Below are 22,247 nucleotides of genomic sequence, written 5' to 3'. Positions count from 1 at the left end.
AACCGAACCGGGCCCCGCTGCGTCCAAACGACCATGAAGCACACCACACTCGCTCTCCCCGACGATCTCACCGACTGGCTCTCGGCGGGCGACCGGGCCGCCGAACTGCACTCCGACACCGTCGCCGTCGACCGGCAGTGGTGGACGGACGCGCTCGCCGAACACGGACTCCCGGATTCGTTGCTCGGCAACAAGATCAGCAGAGCAGACCTGTTCGCGCTGGGGTCTCGGGCCACCGACTCGCCCGACGACGCGATTGCGTTGCTGTGGAACGTCGTCGCGTTCTGTCTCGGCCGCCGCACCTCCGACGGCAAGAAGCGGATCGCCGCGGTGTCCGCTGACCGGAAGTACCTCGGCGGGCTGCTGAGAGACGCGGCCGAGACGGGCCGCGAGGAGCCCGGCGCGGCGTATGCGATGCTTCGGCCCGACAAGGGCGGCAACATGATCGAGCGTCTGGGTCCGGCCGGTTTCACCTGGTTTCTCTACTTCGCGGGCGCCGGGGAGCCGAAACATCCGAGTCCGGTCCTCGAGAGCAAAGTGGCCAGGTCGCTGCGCCGTGCCGGCTGGCGGGACCTTCGCGAGTCGACGTGGACCGCGGCCGACTACGTCGCCTACTCGAAGGTCGTCGACGGGTGGCGTGCGGATGCGGGCATCGACCGCAACGACGTCATCGTGCGGGGCCTCTTCGCCATCTCGCCGCCGAGCGGCTGGGATCATCCGTGGCAGGCATGGGAACGACAGACGTGGGAACGCGAGAACTGGGTGAGGGGACCGTTGACGACGGATGACCTGCGCGCCGTACACCGCTGGCTGTCCACGCTCGCCGCGCTCACCTCCAGATCGGCTGCCGCACACGAGGAGTTCGAGCGGCTGGGGCACAAGATCAACACCGCACTAGGAGGCGAGGTCGGTGAGATCAGGGCGTCGCTCGAGGGCGATCGCTACCGGCACTCCTACCACGGGGAGTACTGACGGTTGGGTGACCGCTCCGGTGGGTAATGACGGATCATGTCGGATACCGCACCACACATCTCGGACGACACCGCGGAAGCGGTCGGCAAGGTGGGGGAGGCGCTCGAGTACATCGAGCGCGCCCGCGGCCACCTCTATTCGTTCCACCAACTCATCGGACGCGGCGATCTGCTGCTCGGGGAAGCAGTGGACGAATTACGAAAGGCCGGACACGGGGAGTTCGCCGACGAGTTGTCCACCGAGTTGGTGGGTCGCAACGTGCTCGAGGGGCGCTGGACATTCCAGGTCGTCGAGGAATTCGACGACACCTACTGGGGCCCGTTGCGCGAGTACGTCAACCGGGTTCGAGCCGACCTGACCGACGGCCAGCGACACGTGCACGAGGCGCGGATGAAGGAAGACCGGCGCACCCAGGGCCATCCCGAGCACACCGCGAATCCCTAGGCCTCAGACAGAGATTCGTTGTAACAGGCGATCTCTCGCCGACGGCCACTCGTCGTCGGTCATCGCGTACAAGGCGGTCGTGCGCCAGCCGTCGCCGAATCGGCGGTGCTTGCGCAGCAGACCCTCGAAGTTGGCACCCAGTTTGGTGATCGCGGCGCGGGACTGGGTGTTGTTCTCGTGGGTGTGCCAGGTGAGGCGGACGGCGCCGCGCTCCTCGAACGCATGGCGCATCAGCAGGAACTTGGCGGTGGGGTTCACCGCGGTTCCCTGGACACGTTCGTTGTAGAAGGTGTATCCGATGCACGCGGACCGGTTGGCCTCGTCGATGTCGTAGAAACTCGTCGACCCGACGACACTGCCGTCGGTGTTGTCGACCACGGCGAACGCCACCCGGGAACGGAGCGCCGAGTCGACGAACCGACGGGCACTGTCCTCATCCGTCGGCACTCCGGGGACCCACCGGAATCGGGTCGGGTCGTCGACCACGCGCGCCAACGGTCCGATGTCCTCGATGCTGATCGGTCGCAACGTGACTCGTCCGTGCACCAGGGGGCCGGTCGCCAACCAGGAACTCATGACGAGCCTTTCGCCATCGCGTCTCGCGGCGGGTGCCGGGGTGCGTCAGCGGACCCCTGATCGGTGACGTCGTGCACCTGTGCGGCCACCCTGGAGGCCAACGGTTCCCGGAGCGGGGTCCGCGGGAGGGTCACGATCAGGTAGCCCAGCAGGGCGGCGTGCACCCACACCGAACCGGCGACGCCGGTGACGATCCACCACGGCAGCGGCTCGCCGGCATCGCGGATCGGGAACAGTCGGAAAATCGTCAGGTCGAGGGCGAGGTCGGTGAGCAGATACGTCAGGATCACCGACCACCGCACCTTCATCAGAACGAAGAACGGCAGGATCCAGAGCGTGTACTGCGGGGAGTGGACCTTGTGGAACAGCATGAAACCCGCGAGCATCGCGCCGCTCACGCCGATCCAGGGGAAGGTGCCGACGCGGTCGAAGCGGCGCCACCCGAGGTACATCGCGACCCCGAACGTCGTGAGGATCAGCAGCGGCGACAGCACACTGACCAGCGAGTGGTAGGTGTCACCGGTCCCGGTGAGATAGCGCAGCCCCCAGTACCAGATGGAATTGGTGTCGACGTCGGCTCGTCGTCGACTCTGGAACGACAGCGCCGCCTTCCACCCGTCGAATCCGAGCACCATGAACGGCAACTGGATCGCGACCACGGTGACGACGGCAGCGCCCGCTACCCAACCGGCGCCCGTCCAGTCGAGACCGCCGCGGGCGTCTCGTCGTCGTTCGACCATGCGCGCTCCGCCGGCTCCGCGGGTGAGAACGTATGCCGCCAACGGCAATACGAAGATCCCCGGGTAGAGCTTGAGGCAGAATCCGATCGCGAGCAGAACCGCCGCGATCACCGCGCTCGTACGAAGCGGCAGTCGTCGTCGACGGGTTACGGGGTGGTCCGACGCGCCCCACGCCATCACGGCGACGGCCCCGACGGCGGTGGAGACGACCGGGAGCTCCCAGTTGTGGAAGGAGTACAGCACCAGAGGAGGTGTCGCGGCCCAGAGCAACGCCCACCAGCGCACCATCGATGCGAGCAGCACGGTGATCGCGAAACCGAACGGCGCCAACAGGAGCGCCGACTGGGTGAAGAACTCGGTGTCGGTGTCGGCGCCGACCGCACCGACGAACATGAGCACGCCGGAGAGCACCGGATATTCGACGACGCCACCGAACAGAGTCCCGTCCGATGTGATCCCACCGTGGATGTAGGGAAAGACGTGGGTGTTGATGTCGCGACCGAGCCAGAGATACATCAGGTCCGAATAGCAGGGGATCACCGCGTCCGGATCGCCGGTCGGCCAGTTGTCGCTACGTCCGAGTGCATCGAACGGGGCGCCGCCGCACCGCAGCTTCGCCTGGAAACTCCAGAACATCGTCGCGGCTGTCGCCAACACCGAGACGAGGACGATCACGGCCGTCTCACCACGGCCGGAGAGCCGCGCCGACCACCGGCCCGGGGTTGTCCGCCGCTCCGACATGGGCAACAGCGTAGGTGGTCTCATGATGTGTCGCCGAGGCGGCCCGCGACCACGGATTTCTCTGCGAACGGGCAGGTCATGTATCTTGGACCGGTTGCCGACGCAGGCGACCCTCCTGCCACGGACAGTCCGTGGCCGACCTAGCCCATAGGAGGTGATGTGGTCTTATGCGTCACTACGAATTGATGGTCATCCTCGATCCGAATCTGGACGAGCGCACCGTCGCACCCTCACTCGATACTTTCCTCAACGTTGTCCGTAAGGACGGCGGTTCGGTGGACGGCGTCGACATCTGGGGCAAGCGCCGACTCGCCTACGAGATCCTCAAGCACAACGAGGGCATCTACGCCGTCATCGATCTCAATGCCGAGCCCGCCACGGTCTCCGAGCTCGATCGTCAGCTGAAGCTGAACGAGTCGGTTCTGCGCACCAAGGTCCTGCGGAAGTAATCCACAGGGTTTCTTGATCGTCTGAAGACGTCGGTACCGGGTTCTAGGGTTGAGCCCAGAATCCGGTGCATGTCGATCAGCGAGTGCCCACCAACGACCCGAGGGGAAACACACATGGCAGGCGACACGGTCATCACCGTCATCGGCAATCTGACCGCCGACCCGGAATTGCGGTTCACGCCGTCCGGCGCAGCGGTTGCCAACTTCACGGTGGCTTCCACCCCGCGCACCTTCGACCGCCAGACCAACGAGTGGAAGGACGGCGAAGCGCTGTTCCTCCGCTGCAACATCTGGCGCGACGCCGCGGAGAACGTGACCGAAAGCCTGACCAAGGGCTCCCGGGTGATCGTGCAGGGACGGCTCAAGCAGCGGTCCTACGAAACCAAAGAGGGTGAACGACGCACGGTCGTGGAACTCGAGGTCGACGAGATCGGCCCCTCGCTGCGCTACGCCACCGCCAAGGTCAATCGGGCCTCGCGCGGCGGTGGCGGTGGCGGCGGTGGATTCGGATCGGGCGGCGGCGGTGGCCGCGGCGGTGGTTCGAACCAGCAGGTTGCCGACGATCCCTGGGGCAGCGCGCCTGCCAGCAACAGCGGGGGATCGTTCGGCGGCGGGGACGACGAACCACCTTTCTGATATCGGTCGGGGCACGATGATCCGCCCCGAACAGCCCGGGAACGGCAGCGACCGTCCCCGACAGCATTGACTGGAGCAACACACACATGGCAAAGGCAAAGCCGAGCCGGAAGCCTCGCGTCGAGAAGGTCACCAAGACCAAGGCGTGCAGCTTCTGCAAGGACAAGAAGGCCGTCATCGACTACAAGGACACCGCGCTGCTGCGTCGTTTCCTGTCCGACCGGGGCAAGATCCGGTCGCGTCGCGTGACCGGTAACTGCGTGCAGCATCAGCGCGACGTCGCTGTGGCAGTGAAGAACTCGCGTGAGGTGGCCCTGCTGCCCTTCACCTCGACCAGCCGATAAGCGGAAAGGATCAGTTGACATGAAGCTCATCCTCACCGCCGCCGTGGAGAACCTCGGCGAAGCCGGCGACATCGTCGTGGTCAAGGACGGCTACGGCCGCAACTACCTGCTGCCCCGCGGCCTGGCCATCAAGGCCACCCGCGGCGCCGAGAAGCAGGTCGAAGGCATCCGTCGGGCACAGGAGGCCCGCGAGGTCCGAGGTCTCGAGCACGCCAACGAGCTGAAGCAGGCCCTCGAGGGCCTCGCCGACGTCTCGCTGGACGTCAAGACCCACGACTCGGGCAAGCTCTTCGGTTCGGTCACCGCGGCAGACGTCGCCGGTGCCATCAAGACCGCGGGCGGTCCGACCCTCGACAAGCGCAGCGTCGAGCTGCCCAAGGGGCACATCAAGGCCACCGGTAGCTACCCGGTCGTCGTCAACCTGCATCCGCAGGTCTCGGCGACCGTCCAGCTCGCCGTCGTCGCCGCGAGCTGACCTCAGCGTTCTACATACACAAGGCCGGGTGGAGATCCTCCACCCGGCCTTGTCGTGTCCGGAGTGGCGAAGGCCGGTGTCTGTTTCTGCTCCCTGAGGAGGGGCCGGAGCTTGCGGAGGGGCCGGTGTCTGTTTCTGTTCCCTGAGGAGCGGTCGGAGCTTGCGGAGGGGCCGGTGTCTGTTTCTGTTCCCTGAGGAGCGGTCGGAGCTTGCGGAGGGGCCGGTGTCTGTTTCTGCTCCCTGAGGAGCGGCCGGAGCTTGCGGAGGCCGCGTCACGAAGGGTCCGGCGACCGGGGTGCGGGCGTAGCGAGCCTCGAAGCCCCCGAATCTATTTCGGCGCAGGCGGACTGGCCGGCAGCTGGTTCCAGTACTGCAGTCGCGGCGGAAGGTACTGCGGTGCCGGGTTGGCGCTGTGGTCGACCGCGTTGTTGCCCGGACCGAGGGTGTCCCAGGACGGGAAGAAGAACTTGTGCCAGGCGGGCGTGAAGATGAGAGCGCGGTCGCCGGTGCGGCAGGCGACGGTGTCGCGACGGGGCACGGTGCACGTGACGCCTTCGATGGTGACCCGTTTGCCGACACCGAGGACCGGTGGCCGGAAGCCGCTCTCCGGGCCGAACCGGTAGGTCTGATCGGCACGCGCCCACCACGGGCCCTGCTGATCGTCGGAGATCACCGCGCCGGTCGCGTTCGGCGGGGCGGTCGCGGGACGGCCCGCGCAGCCGACGTAACGGTAGCCGGGACCGATCTCGCACACCCACCTACCGGTGGTGAAGAAGGACCGTCCATTGTCGACATAGGCCAGCGATCGGAAGGTCGTCGGGGCGACCGGCTGATAACGCGACAGATCGAACTCGAGGGGCATCGAGGGGCCTGGCGCGGCGGACGTCGGCGGGGCCACCGCCAGCCCGGCGGCAGCGGTCACGGCCGCCAGCACGGTGACCGCACGACGGACGACGACGGACCTCAACCCCAACCTCGACACGATCGACATTGCATCACACCCGAGGGAACGTCGTCGGCGATCGTCGCAGAATCGTGCGAACCGGCGTCGCCCGCCCGTCTGGCCAGGTGTAACGCAGACCACACCGGATGTTCACCCGAATATTCGCCACGGGGAGTTGAACAGGTGTCCGCAACACGCCCGCAAGACGACGCGCCGAAGAAGTCCAAAGGATTTCCAATTACTTGATTGTGGAAATTAGTGAGGGCGCTGACCTGCGAAAACTGTGTTGTTCACACCCTGATTCCTCAGGTTGTCCACAAAGGCTGCACAACTCGTCCCCCCGCAACTCACACACCGTCCACAAGTGTTCCCCAGATCCGTCAACAGGTCGGTTTGAGTAGCGGTCGCAGACGTCCTAGTGTCACGCCTCAGCGTCTCCGTCCGTCTCGGCGCACACGACACTTCGCTGTCGGTGCCACCCGATAGGAAGAGACTGACCAGAACACGACGTCGACACCGGGGACTCGCGACGTGGCCTACCGGGGCCGACACCAGACTCAGGGTCGTACTCATTCGATGTCGGGTGGGATCGAACGTTGCGAGAGGTTTGACACGCGTGGCTGTTGTGGATGACCGCGGGCGCGGCCCCGCCGCCGGAGGGCGAGGCCGGGAAGACGAGATCCCTGCCGAGGACTTCGGTAGGCAGCCCCCGCAGGACCTCGCCGCCGAGCAATCGGTGCTCGGTGGCATGTTGCTGTCCAAGGACGCGGTCGCCGACGTCGTCGAGAAGATCCGCACCGGCGACTTCTACCGTCCGGCCCATCAGGCGGTCTTCGAGGCGATCCTCACCCTGTACTCGAAAGGCGAGCCCGCCGACGCGGTGACGGTCGCCGCGGAACTCGAGCGGGCGGGCGAGCTCAAGCGCATCGGTGGTGCGCCGTACCTGCACACGCTGATCTCCACGGTGCCCACCGCGGCGAACGCCGGCTACTACGCCGAGATCGTCGCCGAGAAGGCGTTGCTGCGTCGACTCGTGGAGGCCGGCACACGCATCGTCCAGTACGGCTACGCCGGCGCCGACGGGCAGGACGTCGCCGAGGTGGTCGACCGCGCCCAGGCCGAGGTGTACGAGGTCACCGAGAAGCGCACCGCCGAGGACTATGTCCCGCTCGAGGATCTCCTGCAGCCGACGATGGACGAGATCGACTCCATCGCGTCGCGAGGCGGCATCTCGCTCGGTGTCCCGACCGGCTTCGCCGATTTCGACAAGCTCACCAACGGGCTCCACCCCGGTCAGATGATCATCGTCGCCGCACGTCCTGGTGTCGGCAAGGCGCTCGCGCTCGACACCCCGCTGCCGACGCCCACCGGCTGGACCACGATGGGCAAGGTCGGGGTCGGCGATCTCCTGCTCGATGCCCACGGCCGGCCCACCCGGGTCGTCGCCGCCACCGAGGTGATGACCGAACGGCCCTGCTACGAAATCGAATTCAACGACGGCGCGACGATCGTCGCCGACGAGCAACACCAGTGGGCGGCCGAGATCGACGGCGAGCGGCGGGTCATCACGACCGCCGGCCTGCGGGCGCACGTCGGTTGCGCGGTCGTGCGCAACACCGCGCCGCTCGAGTTGCCGCGCAAGCGGTTCGCGTACGGCCCGTACACGGTGGCGGCGCTGGCCGGGATGGCCTTCGACGATCCCGAGATCAGCATGCGCATCGACGCGGAGGGCCCGGTCGACGTCATGACGCTGATGGCGGACCTCGGTGGCCGGATTCCGTACGAGTATCTCCGTGGTTCGATCGCGCAGCGTCGTGCCCTGCTCGCGGGGTTGCTGGATGCCCGTGCCTCGGTGGACGACGATGGCTGGATCACCGTGCCCGCCGCGACGCGGCACATGACGGCGGTTGTCGCCGACCTCGTGGCCGGGCTCGGTTTCAACTACAAGCGATCCGCCACGGGGTGGTTGCGCGTCGACGCCGACGAAGACGTGTTCACCGTGCACCACAAGGCAATTCGGCACAAGGAGCTGCGTCGTCGGGCCGGTGTGCGACGCGTCGTCGCCGTTCGCCCCGTCGACCCGGTCCCGGTGCGCTGCGTCCAGGTCGACAACGCCGACCACCTGTATCTCGCGGGTGAAGCGATGGTCCCGACGCACAATTCGACCCTGGCGATGGACTTCCTGCGATCCGCGGCCATCGGACACGGCCTGACCGCCGCCATGTTCTCGCTGGAGATGAGCAAGACTGAGATCGTCATGCGCCTGCTGTCGGCGGAGGCGAAGATCAAGCTCGCCGACATGCGTGCCGGCACCATGAGCGATGACGACTGGACACGGCTCGCACGTCGAATGGGTGAGATCTCCGAGGCGCCGTTCTTCATCGACGACTCACCCAACCTCACGATGATGGAGATCCGCGCCAAGGCGCGCCGTCTCAAGCAGCGGCACGACCTGAAAGTCGTTGCGGTGGACTACATGCAGCTGATGACGTCGGGTAAGAAGGTCGAGTCCCGCCAGCAGGAGGTGTCGGAGTTCTCCCGCCAGTTGAAGCTGCTGGCGAAGGAACTCGAGGTCCCGGTGATCGCGATCAGTCAGCTCAACCGTGGTCCGGAGCAACGTACCGACAAGAAGCCCCAGGTGTCGGACCTCCGTGAGTCCGGCTCGCTGGAGCAGGACGCCGACATGGTCATCCTGCTGCACCGCCCCGACTCCATCGAGCGTGACGACCCGCGCGCGGGCGAGGCCGACATCATCGTCGGCAAGCACCGTAATGGGCCCACTGCCACCATTACCGTTGCGCACCAGCTACATCTGAGTCGGTTCGTGGACATGGCGCGGGGGTAGTCGACCGCGCAGAGTGCGGGATTCGTCTCGGTTTCCGGTACAGATACCTCACTCTAGAGTCTTGATCGCGCTCAAAGCGGGGCCCGGACAAGGTCCCACACCCCGTACCGGACAATAGTTAGGTGATCGAAAGAGTTTTGTCGGTGGGACCGGACGGCGAGGCCCAACGATGACCTCGCCGGTCAGTTCGCGGCAGGCGATGACCATCTGGGTCGTCGGGGTCGCGGTCTACTTCGTTGCGGTGCTGCAGCGCTCCTCATTGGCCGTTGCCGGCCTGCTGGCTGCCGAGCGTTTCGAGATCAGCGCTCCGCAGTTGTCGACTTTCGTCGTGCTCCAGCTGCTGGTGTACGCGCTGATGCAGGTGCCGGTCGGGCTCGTCGTCGACCGGTTCGGTCCGCGTCGGGTACTCCTCAGCGGAACGCTGATTCTCACGCTTGCCCAGATCAGCTTCGCGTTCGCGGACAACTACACGTGGGCGCTGTCGTCGCGGTTCTTCGTCGGGGTGGGCGACGCCATGACCTTCGTGTGTGTCCTGCGACTGGTGACGAGCTGGTTCCCGGCGCGGCGGATCCCGCTGATCACGCAGCTCACCGGCGTGCTCGGCCAACTCGGCGCGGTCACGGCCGCCATACCGATGACCTGGGCACTGTCCACCTTCGGATGGAGTCGCGCGTACCTGGCCACCGCTGGGATCGGCGCCGTTCTGCTCGTGGTCGCACTGGTCGTCGTGCGCGATTCCGCGACGGTCCGGTCGGTGCCGGGACCGATGCTCGGGTTGGCCGGAATCCGGCGAAACCTTCGCGAGTCGTGGGATCACCCCGGCACCCGGCTGGGTTTCTGGATGCACTTCTCGACCCACTTCAGCGCCACCGTCCTGGGCCTGTTGTGGGGCTACCCCTTCTTCGTCGAGGGCGAGGGGATGAGCGCCGGTGCGGCGGGTCTGCTCCTGACGCTCATGGTGTTCGCCATCATGGCGTTCGGCCCGATCTTCGCGTGGCTGATCACCCGGTGGCCGTGGCACAGGTCGACGCTGGTGTTGGCGGTGCTCGCCGGAATCGCGGCCACCTGGACGGTGGTACTGGCGTGGTCCGGCGGTGCGCCGTTCGCGCTCCTCGTGCTCCTGGTGGTGGTCTGTGGAATGGGCGGTCCGGCGTCGATGATCGGTTTCGATGTCGGCCGCACCTCCAATCCGGCATCGCGGGCGGGCACGGCCACCGGAATCATCAACCAGGCGGGGTTCATTGCCAGCTTGATCCTCGCAGGGCTCATCGGTCTCATCCTCGACTGGCGAACCCCGGACGGGTCCAGGGATATCCGCCGGAGGCGTTCACCTGGGCGATGTCGGCGCAGTTCATGCTCTGGGGGCTGGGCGCGGTCCAGATCTACCGCTATCGCCGCAAGGGGCGTGCGCGTCTGTTGCGTGAGGAGCCGGAACGGTGGTCGCGCTAGTTCCGTCCGCCTCAGACCGCCCAGCGGTCCGCCAGCTCGTCCAACCATCCCGGCACCGCATCGGAATTCGCGGGCGGTGACTCCACCAGCACCAGTTCGTCGACGCCGAGAGCGTCGAGACCGGCGCGGTCCGTGGGAGCCGGATTCCGCAGCGCGACCGCGATGTCGAGATCAGAACGGTCCCGTCCGCTCTCCTGGCAGAACCGGTCGATCGTGCGGATCCGATCAGCCACCGCGTCGACGTCGTCGAGGTTGAATCCGTACCAGCCGTCGCCCCAGTCGACGACCCGGCGCAGCGCCCGGTCGCTGTTGCCGCCCACGACGAACGGGATACGGCCGGCCGCCGGCTTCGGATTCACCCGGATGTTCTCGAAGGCAACGAATTCCGAGTGGTAGGTGGCCATCTCGTCGCGCCAGAGCACGCGCATCGCGTCCACGTAGGCGTCGGTCCGGGCACCTCGTCGGGCGAACGGCACCCCCAGTGCGTCGAATTCCTCACGGGACCAACCGATCCCCACGCCAAGGGTCAGTCGTCCCCCGCTGAGAAGGTCGAGCGACGCGGCCTGTTTGGCCATGATGATCGGGTTGTGTTCGGGGAGCAGCAGCACCCCGGTGGCGAGCCGGATCGTGGTGGTGGCCGCGGCGGCGAAGGAGAGGGCGATCGTCGGGTCGAGCCAGTCCGCTTCGGCGGGAACCGCGATCTTCTTGTCGGGGGTGTACGGGTACGGCGACGCCGGGTCGTCGACCATCACGACATGCTCGCCGCACCACAGTCTGCGGAAACCACGTGCCTCGGCTTCGCGGGCCACGGCGTCGATGATGTCGCGGCGTGCCCCGGTCCCGATGCCCAGCGCGTGTAGTCCCAGTCGCATCATGACTCCGAATCCGTGGGTCGGGTACTGCTCGGCATCGTATGCCTCAGCAGAACAGAGTGAGGGATACGTAACGGTTTCCGACACGGATCCCGCATTTTGCGCTGCGTGGCCTACGTACTGGATCTCAACTCAGCAACAGCCACCCGAATCGCAGGCAGAGCGCGGTGACACCGAGGACCGCCGTCACGATCAGCCACCGCCGGGCGAGCCGTTCGGTGCGCACATGGTCGTCACCGGGCCGCAGGTAGACGTACGCCGCCGTCATCGCGCACCCGGCCGCCGCGGCCCCGACGACGAGCACGAGCGTCATCATCAACACACCCACCATCATGCCGATCAGCAGGGAGTGGTTTCGACAAGCTCAACCAGCGGGGGGAGCTCAATAAGCGGGGGGAGCTCAACCAGCGAGGGGCGGCTCAACCAACGGGGGGCAGCTCGACCAGTGGGGGCAGCTCAACCAGCGGGGGTGCACAGTCGACGGGTACAGAACGAGGTCGGCGCTGCGGCTTCATCCGAAGTCGCAGCGCCGAGTCGAGATCATCGACGACGGGGGGATCAGTCGACTTCCTCGCCCACCCACTTCGCGAGCAGGTGGTGCATGTGGCGGATCTTGAGTTCCTGGTACGCCGCCATCGGCAGGTACTTCTGGGTGGTGGTCTTCAGGCCGCGGTGCACCTTCGGCATGTTGTACGCGTCCTGGTCGAACACGCGGGCCGAGCTGCCGAGGACCGTGGCGTCGATCCAGGTCTGTTCGGGCGTCAGCCACTGCACCTTCGCGGCCGGCGGACGCGGCCCGGTGAACGGCGCCAGCAGGTAGACGTCCATGATCGACGTGTTGTGGTCGTCGCCGTTCGGCCGGAACCGGTAGACGATGCGCTGGTAAGCGCCCCACGGATGGAAGTTCGGGAACACCGTGTAGTAGATGCTGTCGAGTGACTCGGCGTCGGACATGTTGTCCGCCTTGACATCACCGATGACGTCGCGGAGTCCCTCGCGGGCGAGCAGGCCGGACATCTCGCGCGCGGTGACACCGTCGGGCAGGGTGACCATCGGGTCCTCGTCGATGCGCGCATCCACCATCGAGTCGAACATCTCCTGCTCGCTCGGGATGAACTTGATGTGCGGGCTGGGCACGCCGTTGGCGGTGATCCCACGGTTGAAGTTGCCCCACGAGTCGTACTGGCTGTTCGAATCCCCTGTTCCCACAACACGTTGCGGGTGGGTGGTGATGACGTGGAAAGCCTCCGAGAACGCCTCCTGGGCGATCTTCCAGTTCGCGTCGATGACCTTCGCGACGTGCGCCTGGATGTAGCGATCCTCCAGCGGCCAGGCCTCGAAGTGCTTGCCCAGGTCGCCGAGGAAGCTGGCAAGCGACTCCGACTGCGGGTCCATGTTGATGAAGACGAAGCCGCCCCAGGTGTCCACCTTGACCTGCGGAAGGTTCATCGCATCCTTGTCGACGTGGGGGAAATCCCATTCGCACGTCATGGATTTCAGCGATCCGTCCAGGTTCCAGCAGAAGCCGTGGAACGGACAACGCAGGTCGTTGCCCGCGGGACCGCTCTCCTCGCGGAGCATCCGGCCGCGGTGCAGGCACGAGTTGTAGAACGCGCGGATGGACATGTCCTTGCCGCGCACCACGAGGATCGACTTGTCGCAGATCTCGTAGATGTGCGTGTCGCCGGGCTCGGGGATCTCCTCTTCACGACACGCCATCTGCCAGACCTTGTACCACATACGATCTCGCTCGAGCTCGTGATACTTGCGGCTGATGTACCGCGAGACCGGGATGAAGTTCTGATCCTCGTAGAGGTCGTGGGTCTCCTCCCGCAGGACCTGCGGGACCGGGTGGGTGTCGGTGTCGAGCAGTCGCTGGTAGCTGGCGACGTAGTCGGCCTGCTCGTCGTCGGATGCCGACGATCCGGGGGTGCGTGTGTCGATCTCGGTCACAATTTGCCTCCTTCGGCCAGGCGATTGCTGCGGGCTTCGTCGGCGAGTCGGTCCGCCTGCATCTTCTCCAGGAGCTTGGCAGCGCCCATGAAGCGACGGTTCTGGGTGATGGGGACGGGCTCGCGCGGACCGAGACCGACCCAGCGGGCCATCTCCGGGTCAACGGATTTCACTTCGCCGTGCAGATACCGGCCTTCGGGGTCGAAGGTGCCGGTCTTGCCGTCCTTGGTGGTCACGAGGACGTTGAAGTCCTCGTCGAATTCGTAGATGGCTCGACTCATCGGATGCTGGATCTGACGCATCGGGTTCTCCTCGGTGGGGCTGGCGCGCCTCTTACTTGGCAGCGTATTCACTAACTGTAGCACCGAGAGTGAGCGGCAACACATCGAACTGTATTCGCTGTAAAAAAAGTTCAGATGGAACGGGCTGCCCACCGCAGTGAGTTGGCGATCAGGGACCGATAGTCCGGGTGGGCGAGGGTGGCCGCGGTGTCGCCGGGCTGGAGGTAGACCAGGCGGGATGCACCGTTGGTGCGACACCAGCCGACCAGCGACGACCCTTCGGCGTGCTGCCACCCCTCCCGTTCATCCCGCCGCCCGGACATGGCCAGTGCGGTGGAGAAGTGCACGTCGTCGGTCATCGGTGCGTTCGTCCGCAGCAACGGCGTCACGGAGTCCTCGAACACCTCGCAGAGATAGGTCTCGTCGACGAGGTCGAGATGTGCCGGCAGGTCCGCGGTCACCGGGTGGGTGCTGTCCTCGATGGTGATCCGCTGCTCCACCGCATGCCGATAGCCGGAGTCGGGGCCCGGTGCCCCGCGCACGGTTCCGGGCTGGTACAGGTAGCGGCCGCCGACGAACTCCGACCACTCGTCCCAAGTGGCCCAGCTCGCGATCGCATGATGCAGGACGACGTATCCGTGCCCCGTCTCGCGGGCCGCGCGCAGACAGTCCCGCAACGACTCCGGCGGGTCGTACGGTTCGGGCAGGGTGCCCGGCATGTCGTAGTGAAGGGACACGTCGTGGTCGGCGAGGTCGTCGGGCCCGATCGCGGCGTCGGGATGTTCGCGCCAGGTGACCTCACCGGGAAGGGCGTCGAGGAGATCGGCGAAGGCGGCTCGGTCGAAGGAGTGGCCGCCGGTGATCGCGAGGATGCGCATGTTCGAGTCCAACCTGCATCGGAGTAACTATTTCGGAATTAAAGTTACTCGACGGGCTCGGCTCGGGTCAGCGGCCTTCGATCATCTTGGTGCAGACGTCGGTCGTCGCGGTGCGCAGACTGGGGACCGGGATGTCCGACAGCGGCCCACCCTCGATACGCAGGGGTTGGATGGCGATGGTCATCGCGATCATCGTCCGGACCCGGAGGGTGCGCGCCGCGTGCTGTGCGGTGGCCGCACGCCGGTTGGGCGGGTCCTCACCGGCCGGGAAGTAGTCGAACGCACGTCGGATGTGCCGTTCCTCGTACTCCTTCGTCAGCAGCCGGGTCCCGGGGGTCGCGCCGCCGGCCATCTGCAGGAACAGCATGCGGGCGGAATTGGGGTGCTCGGCGGTCCAGTCCCAGACCGCGGCGACGACGTCCTTGAACGAGTCCGCGCTCGCGGACACATCGTCCGGTCGAGCCGACTGCGCCGCGGCCGAACTCGCGTCCATCGCATAGCCGAGTGCACTCTCGAAGAGCTCCTCTTTGCTGGCGAAGTGATAGTAGACCGCGGTCGGGACCATTCCCGCCTCGGTGGCGATCTCCTGGATGGAGGCCTCCGCGAACCCCTTTCGCGAGAACACCCGAACCGCGGCCTTCACGATGAGATGCCGCCGCGACGGACGGTGCGCGGTCGTGCCGTTGCCGGCGCCCGACCCGTTCTGGACCGGTGAGTCCGGCGGTGCGCCCTCGGCGCCGGCCTCGTGTTCCACCGGCGAGATGTCGGGTGCGGCGTCGGGATCGACGTCCTCCTGTGGGCCGGTGCCCGCCCCCGGATCCGCGGCCGCCAGTGCGATGTCGTCGGCAGTCGGGGTCGAATCCCAGCCGAGCCAGTCGGCGTCCGACTCCGACATGCCGTCGGCCGGCCGGGCGTTGTCTCGCCTCGATCTCGCCATACGTCCTCCTCGCCGTGCTCCCCGTCCCGATCCGCCGTGGCGCAGACCTCCCGGTTCCGTTCACGGCGTGCCATCAGGATGGCACAGCCCGTGGCAGCCCCCGATGCTGTCATGATCTATCGCATGGCGGGCAAGAATCCCTCAGGACGAAGCACTTCCGGCCGACGCAACGCCGGGCGCGCGTCGGCGAGCGCTCCGAGTCGCGGCAGCGGCGCGAAGCGGGCCGCGCACCGGCCGTCTCGACGCGACGTCGTCGTCGAGGCGGCGATGCACCTGTACTCCATGCGGTCGATCGAGGACGTCACCGTCGCCGACATCGCCGCCGAGGCGCAGATGACCTCGGCGGCAGTGTATTACCACTATCCCTCCAAGGAGGAGGTACTTCTCGGTGGACTGCGGATCTTCGCCGAGCAGATGCTCACCCAACTGCGCACGGAGATCGACGCCGATCCCGACGCCTCGCTCGGCGACGTGATCATCTCGGTTCTCGAGTGGACCGACGCCCACCGGGCGGCGTCGCTGGTCTACTTCGTGCGGTCGCCCGGATGGAGTCTGTCGATCGAGGCGCTGCGCCGGGAGGTGCGTCTGGAGATGCTCGCGATCTTCTCCGCCGAGTTGCGGGTGCGGGACCGCATCACGTCCAAGGCCAAGCAGGCCGCTGCGGCGACGGCACTGTCCAGCCTCCTCGAGGTGTCCGCGTCGTCGTGGCTCACCGAGGACGTCGTCCTCGCGAACCTGGGGCGCCGGCGCTTCTCCGACGAAGTGCGTGAGCTCGCCGCCGACATCGCCAGCGTGTGATGTGACACCCTCGAACCTATAGCTTCGACGTCTGATCGTTCACCTGAGCAGGCGGTTCGCGATAGTATCTTTATAGAGAACCTAGTTTGTGGTTCACTGGAGCCGTGCCCAACCAGACTCGTGCGCGCTCGATCGATCTCGACAACCCGTTCGCGCCGCTGGCCGGACTGTGCGAACTCGTGCTCATCCGCCACGGCGAGCAGGCGCTGAGCAAGGAGCTCAGCGCAGCTGAGACCGTCGATCCGCCCCTGTCCGACCTCGGGCAGCGACAGGTGCGCGCCGTGGCCGACCGGCTTGCCACCCACAGGGTCGATGCCGTCTACAGTTCGCCGCTGCGCCGGGCCCTCGACACCGGCCGGGCCATCGCCGCCCATCACGGTCTGGAACCGATCGTCCGCGACACCCTGACCGAGTACGAGCCGTGGCAGTCCTTCCCGGCCGACGAATCGCCGTTCGAGACCCTTCCGCACGACGAGATATCCCTGATCTTCCGCGAACACATCAGGACCCGCAGTTACGAACCGTTCCCGTACGCCGAGGACCCGGTGGCCTTCCGTGCGCGAGTGCTCGGCGAGATCGGCCGGATCGTCGACGCGCACCTCGGCGAGCGCGTGGTGGTCACCTGCCACAGCGGGGTGATCAATGCCGTGCTCGCCGACGCGCTCGGAAGCGGTTTCGACATGCCGGTCCGCGTTCACCACACGTCGGTCAACGTGTTGCGCGGCGCGGACACCCGCCGTGCGGTGCAGTCCGTCAACGACTTCACACACGTGCTCGACTTCCAGACCTCCGTCGGCGCGATGAACCTCTAGTCCGACCCCGCCAGAACAACCAGCCCCGAACCGCCAGCACGACCGAAAGAAGAAGGACCCGACATGGATCTCGACCTCACCGGAAAGCGCGCCCTCATCAGCGGCGCGAGCAAGGGGATCGGCCTCGCCATCGCCAAGACCCTCCTCGCCGAGGGTGCATCGGTGGGCATCTGCGCCCGCGGCGAAGCCCAACTCAAGACCGTCGCCGACGAGCTGTCCGAGTCCGGCACGGTGTTCTGGAAGTCCGTCGATGTCGGCGACTCCGCGGCTGTGACGTCCTTCGTCGACGACGCGGCCGAGTCGCTCGGCGGGATCGACATCGTCATCGTGAACGCATCGGCCATGACCGGCAAGGGGCGCGAGGCGTGGGAGAACAGCTTCAACGTCGATCTGATGAGCCTGGTCGGCTTCATCGAGGCAGCCACACCGCACCTGGAGAAGAGCTCGGCCGCGTCGGTCGTCACGATCAGTACGACATCGGCCATCGAGGCCGGCCCGATCACCACCGCCAACAGCTATGGCGCGCTCAAAGCCGCCGTGTTGCAGCACTCCTCGGCGCAGGCACGTGTCCTGGGAGCCAAGGGGATTCGCGTCAACGCGGTGTCGCCCGGTCCGGTCTACTTCGAAGGCGGACCCTGGGACACCATCAAGGAGCAGCGCCCGCAACTCTATGACGCGGCGCTGTCGTCCGCCGCGCTGGGCAAGCTGGCCGCCGCCCAGGATGTCGCCAACGCGGTGACGTTCCTGGCGTCGCCCGCCGCCGGTCACATCACGGGCACCAACCTGGTCGTCGACGGCGGCTTCACCAACCGATTCGACTTCTGAGATGAGCGCGGACTCCACCGAGACCGCCGACGTCGTCGTCCTCGGCGGCGGTTCGGGCGGGTACTCGTGTGCCCTGCGCGCCGCGCAGCTCGGCATGTCGGTCGTCTTGGTGGAGTCCGGCAAGCTCGGCGGTACCTGCCTGCACAACGGTTGTATCCCCACCAAGGCGCTGCTGCATGCCGCGGAGATCGTCGACTCCGTGCGCTCTGCAGCCGATTTCGGAATCAAGGCCTCGCTCGACCGTGTCGACATCACCGCGGTGCATGCGTACAAGCAGAAGGTCGTCGACGGTCTGTACCGCGGCCTCGAGGGACTGATCGCCTCGCGGGCGATCCGCGTGGTGCGGGGTCACGGCCGCGTCGTCGGGGACCGGACGGTCGCAGTCGATCTCGCGGACGGGGGGACCGCGCGACACCGGGGTGAGGCCCTTGTCCTCGCCACCGGATCGCAGTCGCGGACCCTGCCGGGCATCGACATCGGCGGTCCGATCATGACCAGCGACCGTGCGCTGGAGCTGGATTCGATCCCGAGGTCGGCGATCGTCCTGGGCGGCGGCGTGATCGGTTGCGAGTTCGCCAGTCTGTGGACGTCGCTCGGCGTCGAGGTCACCATCGTGGAGGCGGCACCACGACTGGTCCCGACCGAGGACGAGTGGTCGTCGAAGCAGTTGACCCGAGCGTTCCGCAAGCGCGGCATCACCATTCGGACCGCGGCCATGCTGTCCGCCGCGCGCGTGACCGATGCCGGGGTCGCCGTCGATCTCGGCGACTCCGAGTCGCTGAACGCCGACATCCTGCTGGTGGCGGTAGGGCGTGGTCCGCGGACGTCCGGTCTCGGGCTCGAGGAGGCGGGCATCCGACTCGACCGCGGGTTCGTCGAGGTCGACGATGCGCTGCAGACCACTGTGCCGGGGGTCTACGCGGTCGGTGACATCGTGCCGGGTCCGCAGCTCGCCCATCGCGGCTTCGCTAACGGTATCTTCGTGGCCGAGCAACTGGCCGGCCTCGATTGTGTGCCGGTCGCCGACAGCGGGATTCCACGTGTCACCTACTCCAACCCCGAGGTTGCGTCGATCGGGTTGACCGAGGCCGAAGCCGTCGACCGGTACGGGGACGTCACCACCGCCGTCTACGACCTGGGTGGCAACGGCAAGAGCCGCATCCTCCAGACGTCGGGTGGGGTGAAGCTCGTCCGCGCCGGGTCCGACGGACCCGTCGTGGGAATCCATCTCGTCGGTGATCGGGTCGGTGAGCTCATCGGTGAGGCACAGCTGATCTACAACTGGGAGGCGACCGCCGACGACGTCGCGAACCTGGTGCACGCGCACCCCACCCAGGCCGAGGCGCTCGGCGAAGCACACCTCGCGCTGGCCGGGAAACCCCTGCACGCACACGCCTGAGAACTCCGAGGAGCGGAATGTCCGGACCTGCCGGCCGTCTCGACGCGGTCGTTATCTGTGGTGGGCAGTGGCACGACTTCGACTACGCCAGACTCCAGATCCTCACGCTGCTGGCCGATCACGAGACGGTGCGGACGCGAGTCTTCGACGACTACGGGGATGCGTGCGCCGCCATCGACAACGCGGATCTGCTGATCACATACACGTGCAATCGAATTCCGGCCGAGACCCCGCAGCGGTCGCTCACAGAGTTCCTCGCACGTGGCGGCCGATGGCTGGCGTTGCACGCCACCAACTCCGCGATCGAGCCGACGCCAACGGGGTCGCCGAGCAAGTTCGTCACCCCACGCACCATGGGCGTGCTGCCGCAGCTGGTAGGTAGCCAGTTCCTGGGTCATCCGCCGATCGCGCCGTACCGGGTCGAGATCACGGACCCCGACCATCCGCTTGTCGACGGTGTCGAGGCCTTCGACGCCGTCGACGAGCTCTACGTCAGCGAACTCTTCGAGCCGATAGAGGTTCTCGCGCACACCCGGTTTGTCGGTGAGTCAACGGGTTTCGCCGAGGGACACACCACCTCCGATGACCCTCTCCCGGTGCTCTATCTCAAGAGACACGACGCCGGAACCGTCTGCTACTTCACCCTCGGTCACTGCCGCGGCCGGTTCGACGTCCAGGATCTGGGTATCGACGACCTCGGACGTGTCGACCGCGGGAGCTGGGAGGTGCCGGAGTACCGGACCATCCTCGGCCGCTGCGTGGCGTGGGTGGTACGCGGGACGTTCTGAGGTTCAGAGCATTCCCCAGTGCCCCGTTTCGTGACCGGCAGACTTCAACTCGACTCCTAGACCTCGATCGAAGTCCATCGGTCGAGTTGAGGTCTGCCGGTCGCGGGCCCGACCTCCTGTGTTTCTATCGATTCAGCGAACAGAGGCCCCATGCGCCCTAAGAGACTGCTGAGATAGTCGGTGTCGTTTCGGTGTGGGGTGAGCGGGTTTGCCTGGTGGGCTGGGATCCTGGTGGGTATGCAGGGTGAGCCGGATCGTCAGGGTGAGTTTCTGGATGTGAACTCGGTCGTCGGGCATTTGCTGGCCGAGGGCAGTGTGTTCGCGTTTTTGGCTGCTCATCGCGAGCAGTTGTTTCCTGCGGAGATGTTCGCGGACCTGTTTCCCAGCGGCCGGGGCCGTCCGTCGATCCCGCCGGCCACGATGGCGTCGGTGATCGTGCTGCAAACGCTGCAGGGTTTGTCCGATCGCGAAGCCGCTGATGCGGTCACTTTTGATCTGCGGTGGAAAGCGGCGTGTGGATTCGTGTTGGGTAACAAAGGTTTTCATCCGTCGACTCTGACGTACTGGCGTCGGCGACTGGCAGCCAGCGATCGGCCGTACCGCATTTTCGAGGTGGTACGCGAGGTCATCACCACCACCGGGGTGCTCGCGGGTAAGAGCCGTCGAGCGCTGGATTCGACGGTCTTCGATGACGCGGTGGCCCGCCAGGACGCTATCACCCAGGTGATCGCGGCGATCCGGCGGGTCGCCCGAGAGGTCGACGGTGGTGCGGTGGTGGTCGAGCAGCGTGCGACTCGTCTGGCCGCGTTGACCGGCGGCGGCTATGACCGGCCCGGCAAGCCGCGGATCGCCTGGGATGATGAGTGTGCTCAACAGGACCTGATCAGCGCCCTTGTCGAAGATGGGTTGGCCGTGCTCGACGGTCTGGACCTCGAGGCCATCGAGAAGGAGCCGAGTAACGAGGCCCAGGCGCAGGCGGTGGCATTGCTGGCATTGGTGACCGGCCAGGATGTGGAACCGGCACCAGGTTCTGATGGCACCGACGGACGCTGGCGCATCGCGCCCCGGACCGCCCCGGACCGGGTGATCTCTACCGTCGATACCGACACCCGGCACGCCCACAAAACCCGGGCACGCCAGCAGGACGGGTTCAAGGGCCACATCGTCAATGAACCGGAGACCGGGTTGGTCACCGCGATCGAGATGACCAAAGCCGCTGGTCCGGACACTTCCGACGGAGCAGTCGGGGCACGGTTGTTGCTGAGCGATCCGACCGTCGCCGACGACGCCGACGATCGTGAGGTGCTGGGTGATTCAGCGTATGCCTCCGGTGACATGCTGGCCACGCTGGCGCGGACACGATGGAACGCGGTGATCAAACCCAAGCCACACATGCCGGCGGTTGCTGGTGGTTTCGTCGTCGACGATTTCACCTTCGACGCCGACGCGAACACATTGACCTGCCCCAACAACCTGACCCGGCCGGTCAGCGCGAAAGGCCACGTCACCTACGGTGCGGCCTGCCACGACTGCCCACTTCGGGCACGGTGCACCACCGCGGTTCGTGGACGCAAAATTAGTTTCGGCGAACACCACCAACTCCAGCGCGAACACCGACAACACTTCTCTGACAAGACTATTGCCGACACCTACCGCCAGCATCGACCCATGGTCGAACGGACGATTGCCTGGCTCACCCGCGGTAACCGGCGGGTGCCCTACCGTGGAATCGAACGCAACAACAACTGGCTGCACCACCGCGCCGCCGCGATCAACCTACGCCGCCTGATCACCCTCGGACTGACTACCACCAACGGCACCTGGACACTGGCCACCGCCTGAACCGCGGCACCGCCGCCCCACCTAGATCGATCACCACGACCACACCCCGGAACCGACACATCCCCGCAGCAGGAACCTCAACCCAGGCTGGACCCTAATTCAGCAGGCTCCTAATCCGAGAGAACGCCACAACCCTTGCTCCCTAATCCGAAGAGTTAGGTGAGGTGGCTGCTCAGGCCGCTCCGTGGGGTGTGATGGTGACGTCGTATCCGAGTTTGTGTAGGTCGTAAATGGCGCGGTTCTTGGTG

22 protein-coding genes and 1 pseudogene are annotated in these 22,247 nt (G+C 66.3%); 14 read left to right on the top strand and 9 right to left on the bottom strand.

The annotated features are described in order from the left end of the window. Nucleotides 1–33 precede the first annotated feature (33 nt). Together FFS52_RS14955 and FFS52_RS14950 are read left to right on the top strand one after the other, a co-directional pair. Nucleotides 34–972 (top strand): hypothetical protein, encoded by a 939-nt coding sequence (locus FFS52_RS14955; RefSeq protein WP_058252886.1) that lies wholly within the window; start codon nt 34–36, stop codon nt 970–972. A 36-nt stretch (nt 973–1,008) separates the two neighbouring features. Beyond that, the gene (locus tag FFS52_RS14950) at nt 1,009–1,416 is read left to right on the top strand and encodes a hypothetical protein (RefSeq protein ID WP_058252885.1); all 408 of its coding nucleotides are present in this window, start codon (nt 1,009–1,011) and stop codon (nt 1,414–1,416) included. Between the two features lie 3 nt (nt 1,417–1,419). On the opposite strand, the gene FFS52_RS14945 is transcribed toward FFS52_RS14950, so the two are convergent. Together FFS52_RS14945 and FFS52_RS14940 are read right to left on the bottom strand one after the other, a co-directional pair. Beyond that, on the bottom strand, nt 1,420–1,992 hold the full coding sequence (locus FFS52_RS14945) for a GNAT family protein (protein WP_137810151.1): 573 nt from the start codon (nt 1,990–1,992) through the stop codon (nt 1,420–1,422). Further along, nucleotides 1,989–3,473: a hypothetical protein gene (locus FFS52_RS14940; protein ID WP_137810150.1), complete on the bottom strand. Its 1,485-nt coding sequence runs from the start codon at nt 3,471–3,473 to the stop codon at nt 1,989–1,991. Before FFS52_RS14940 ends, FFS52_RS14945 begins: the two co-directional genes overlap by 4 nt. Before the next feature lie 167 nt (nt 3,474–3,640). Between FFS52_RS14940 and rpsF the strand changes: the two genes are divergently transcribed. The 4 genes from rpsF to rplI all read left to right on the top strand — a co-directional run bounded on the left by rpsF (nt 3,641) and on the right by rplI (nt 5,377). Continuing rightward, nucleotides 3,641–3,922 (top strand): 30S ribosomal protein S6, encoded by a 282-nt coding sequence (gene rpsF, locus FFS52_RS14935; protein ID WP_058252882.1) that lies wholly within the window; start codon nt 3,641–3,643, stop codon nt 3,920–3,922. Nucleotides 3,923–4,036: 114 nt separating this feature from the next. Next, nucleotides 4,037–4,558, top strand: coding sequence for a single-stranded DNA-binding protein (locus FFS52_RS14930; RefSeq protein WP_058252881.1), 522 nt, complete (start codon nt 4,037–4,039; stop codon nt 4,556–4,558). Nucleotides 4,559–4,644: 86 nt separating this feature from the next. Continuing rightward, on the top strand, nt 4,645–4,902 hold the full coding sequence (rpsR, locus tag FFS52_RS14925; RefSeq protein WP_004020662.1) for a 30S ribosomal protein S18: 258 nt from the start codon (nt 4,645–4,647) through the stop codon (nt 4,900–4,902). A gap of 19 nt (nt 4,903–4,921) precedes the next feature. Next, nucleotides 4,922–5,377: a 50S ribosomal protein L9 gene (gene rplI / locus FFS52_RS14920; protein WP_058252880.1), complete on the top strand. Its 456-nt coding sequence runs from the start codon at nt 4,922–4,924 to the stop codon at nt 5,375–5,377. Between the two features lie 328 nt (nt 5,378–5,705). Here rplI and FFS52_RS14915 read toward each other — a convergent pair whose 3' ends face one another. Further along, nucleotides 5,706–6,368: a hypothetical protein gene (locus FFS52_RS14915; protein ID WP_065629487.1), complete on the bottom strand. Its 663-nt coding sequence runs from the start codon at nt 6,366–6,368 to the stop codon at nt 5,706–5,708. A gap of 568 nt (nt 6,369–6,936) precedes the next feature. Between FFS52_RS14915 and dnaB the strand changes: the two genes are divergently transcribed. Together dnaB and FFS52_RS14905 are read left to right on the top strand one after the other, a co-directional pair. Further along, complete coding sequence (gene dnaB, locus FFS52_RS14910) at nt 6,937–9,165, top strand: replicative DNA helicase (protein WP_065629486.1); 2,229 nt, start codon at nt 6,937–6,939, stop codon at nt 9,163–9,165. A gap of 169 nt (nt 9,166–9,334) precedes the next feature. Further along, nucleotides 9,335–10,360, top strand: a pseudogene (locus FFS52_RS14905) (MFS transporter); the annotation flags it as partial. Between the two features lie 265 nt (nt 10,361–10,625). Here the strand turns inward: FFS52_RS14905 and FFS52_RS14900 are convergent. From FFS52_RS14900 to FFS52_RS14875, 6 genes are all read right to left on the bottom strand, one after another. Continuing rightward, the gene (locus FFS52_RS14900) at nt 10,626–11,486 is read right to left on the bottom strand and encodes an LLM class F420-dependent oxidoreductase (RefSeq protein ID WP_137810180.1); all 861 of its coding nucleotides are present in this window, start codon (nt 11,484–11,486) and stop codon (nt 10,626–10,628) included. A gap of 127 nt (nt 11,487–11,613) precedes the next feature. After that, a complete protein-coding gene (locus tag FFS52_RS14895; RefSeq protein ID WP_249356290.1) occupies nt 11,614–11,802 on the bottom strand; it encodes a hypothetical protein in 189 nt (62 codons plus the stop codon). Nucleotides 11,803–12,044: 242 nt separating this feature from the next. After that, the gene (locus FFS52_RS14890; protein WP_137810149.1) at nt 12,045–13,439 is read right to left on the bottom strand and encodes an aromatic ring-hydroxylating dioxygenase subunit alpha; all 1,395 of its coding nucleotides are present in this window, start codon (nt 13,437–13,439) and stop codon (nt 12,045–12,047) included. Next, entirely contained in the window at nt 13,436–13,741 is a 306-nt protein-coding gene (locus tag FFS52_RS14885) for a hypothetical protein (RefSeq protein WP_058252858.1), read from the bottom strand. Before FFS52_RS14885 ends, FFS52_RS14890 begins: the two co-directional genes overlap by 4 nt. A gap of 110 nt (nt 13,742–13,851) precedes the next feature. Next, complete coding sequence (locus tag FFS52_RS14880; RefSeq protein WP_137810148.1) at nt 13,852–14,598, bottom strand: ThuA domain-containing protein; 747 nt, start codon at nt 14,596–14,598, stop codon at nt 13,852–13,854. Between the two features lie 67 nt (nt 14,599–14,665). Continuing rightward, entirely contained in the window at nt 14,666–15,535 is an 870-nt protein-coding gene (locus tag FFS52_RS14875; protein ID WP_137810147.1) for a TetR/AcrR family transcriptional regulator, read from the bottom strand. A gap of 90 nt (nt 15,536–15,625) precedes the next feature. Here FFS52_RS14875 and FFS52_RS14870 point away from each other — a divergent pair, with 90 nt between their 5' ends. From FFS52_RS14870 to FFS52_RS14845, 6 genes are all read left to right on the top strand, one after another. Beyond that, on the top strand, nt 15,626–16,333 hold the full coding sequence (locus FFS52_RS14870) for a TetR/AcrR family transcriptional regulator (RefSeq protein ID WP_249356613.1): 708 nt from the start codon (nt 15,626–15,628) through the stop codon (nt 16,331–16,333). Nucleotides 16,334–16,437: 104 nt separating this feature from the next. Beyond that, entirely contained in the window at nt 16,438–17,145 is a 708-nt protein-coding gene (locus FFS52_RS14865; RefSeq protein WP_137810146.1) for a histidine phosphatase family protein, read from the top strand. Nucleotides 17,146–17,208: 63 nt separating this feature from the next. Next, nucleotides 17,209–17,970 carry an SDR family oxidoreductase gene (locus tag FFS52_RS14860; RefSeq protein ID WP_058252853.1) on the top strand — a complete coding sequence of 254 codons (762 nt, stop codon included), beginning with the start codon at nt 17,209–17,211 and terminating at the stop codon, nt 17,968–17,970. Nucleotide 17,971: 1 nt separating this feature from the next. Further along, on the top strand, nt 17,972–19,369 hold the full coding sequence (gene lpdA / locus FFS52_RS14855; protein WP_137810145.1) for a dihydrolipoyl dehydrogenase: 1,398 nt from the start codon (nt 17,972–17,974) through the stop codon (nt 19,367–19,369). A gap of 17 nt (nt 19,370–19,386) precedes the next feature. After that, nucleotides 19,387–20,157, top strand: a complete 771-nt coding sequence (locus FFS52_RS14850) for a ThuA domain-containing protein (RefSeq protein ID WP_137810144.1) — start codon at nt 19,387–19,389, stop codon at nt 20,155–20,157. 237 nt (nt 20,158–20,394) lie between these two features. Next, nucleotides 20,395–21,999: an IS1182 family transposase gene (locus FFS52_RS14845; protein WP_137810178.1), complete on the top strand. Its 1,605-nt coding sequence runs from the start codon at nt 20,395–20,397 to the stop codon at nt 21,997–21,999. Nucleotides 22,000–22,247: the final 248 nt, after the last annotated feature.

Origin of the sequence: Gordonia sp. ALPHA1B1 (assembly GCF_005502615.1) — a bacterium.
Taxonomy (GTDB): Bacteria; Actinomycetota; Actinomycetes; order Mycobacteriales; family Mycobacteriaceae; genus Gordonia; species Gordonia hongkongensis.
This window is presented reverse-complemented; position numbering and strand designations above follow the sequence as displayed.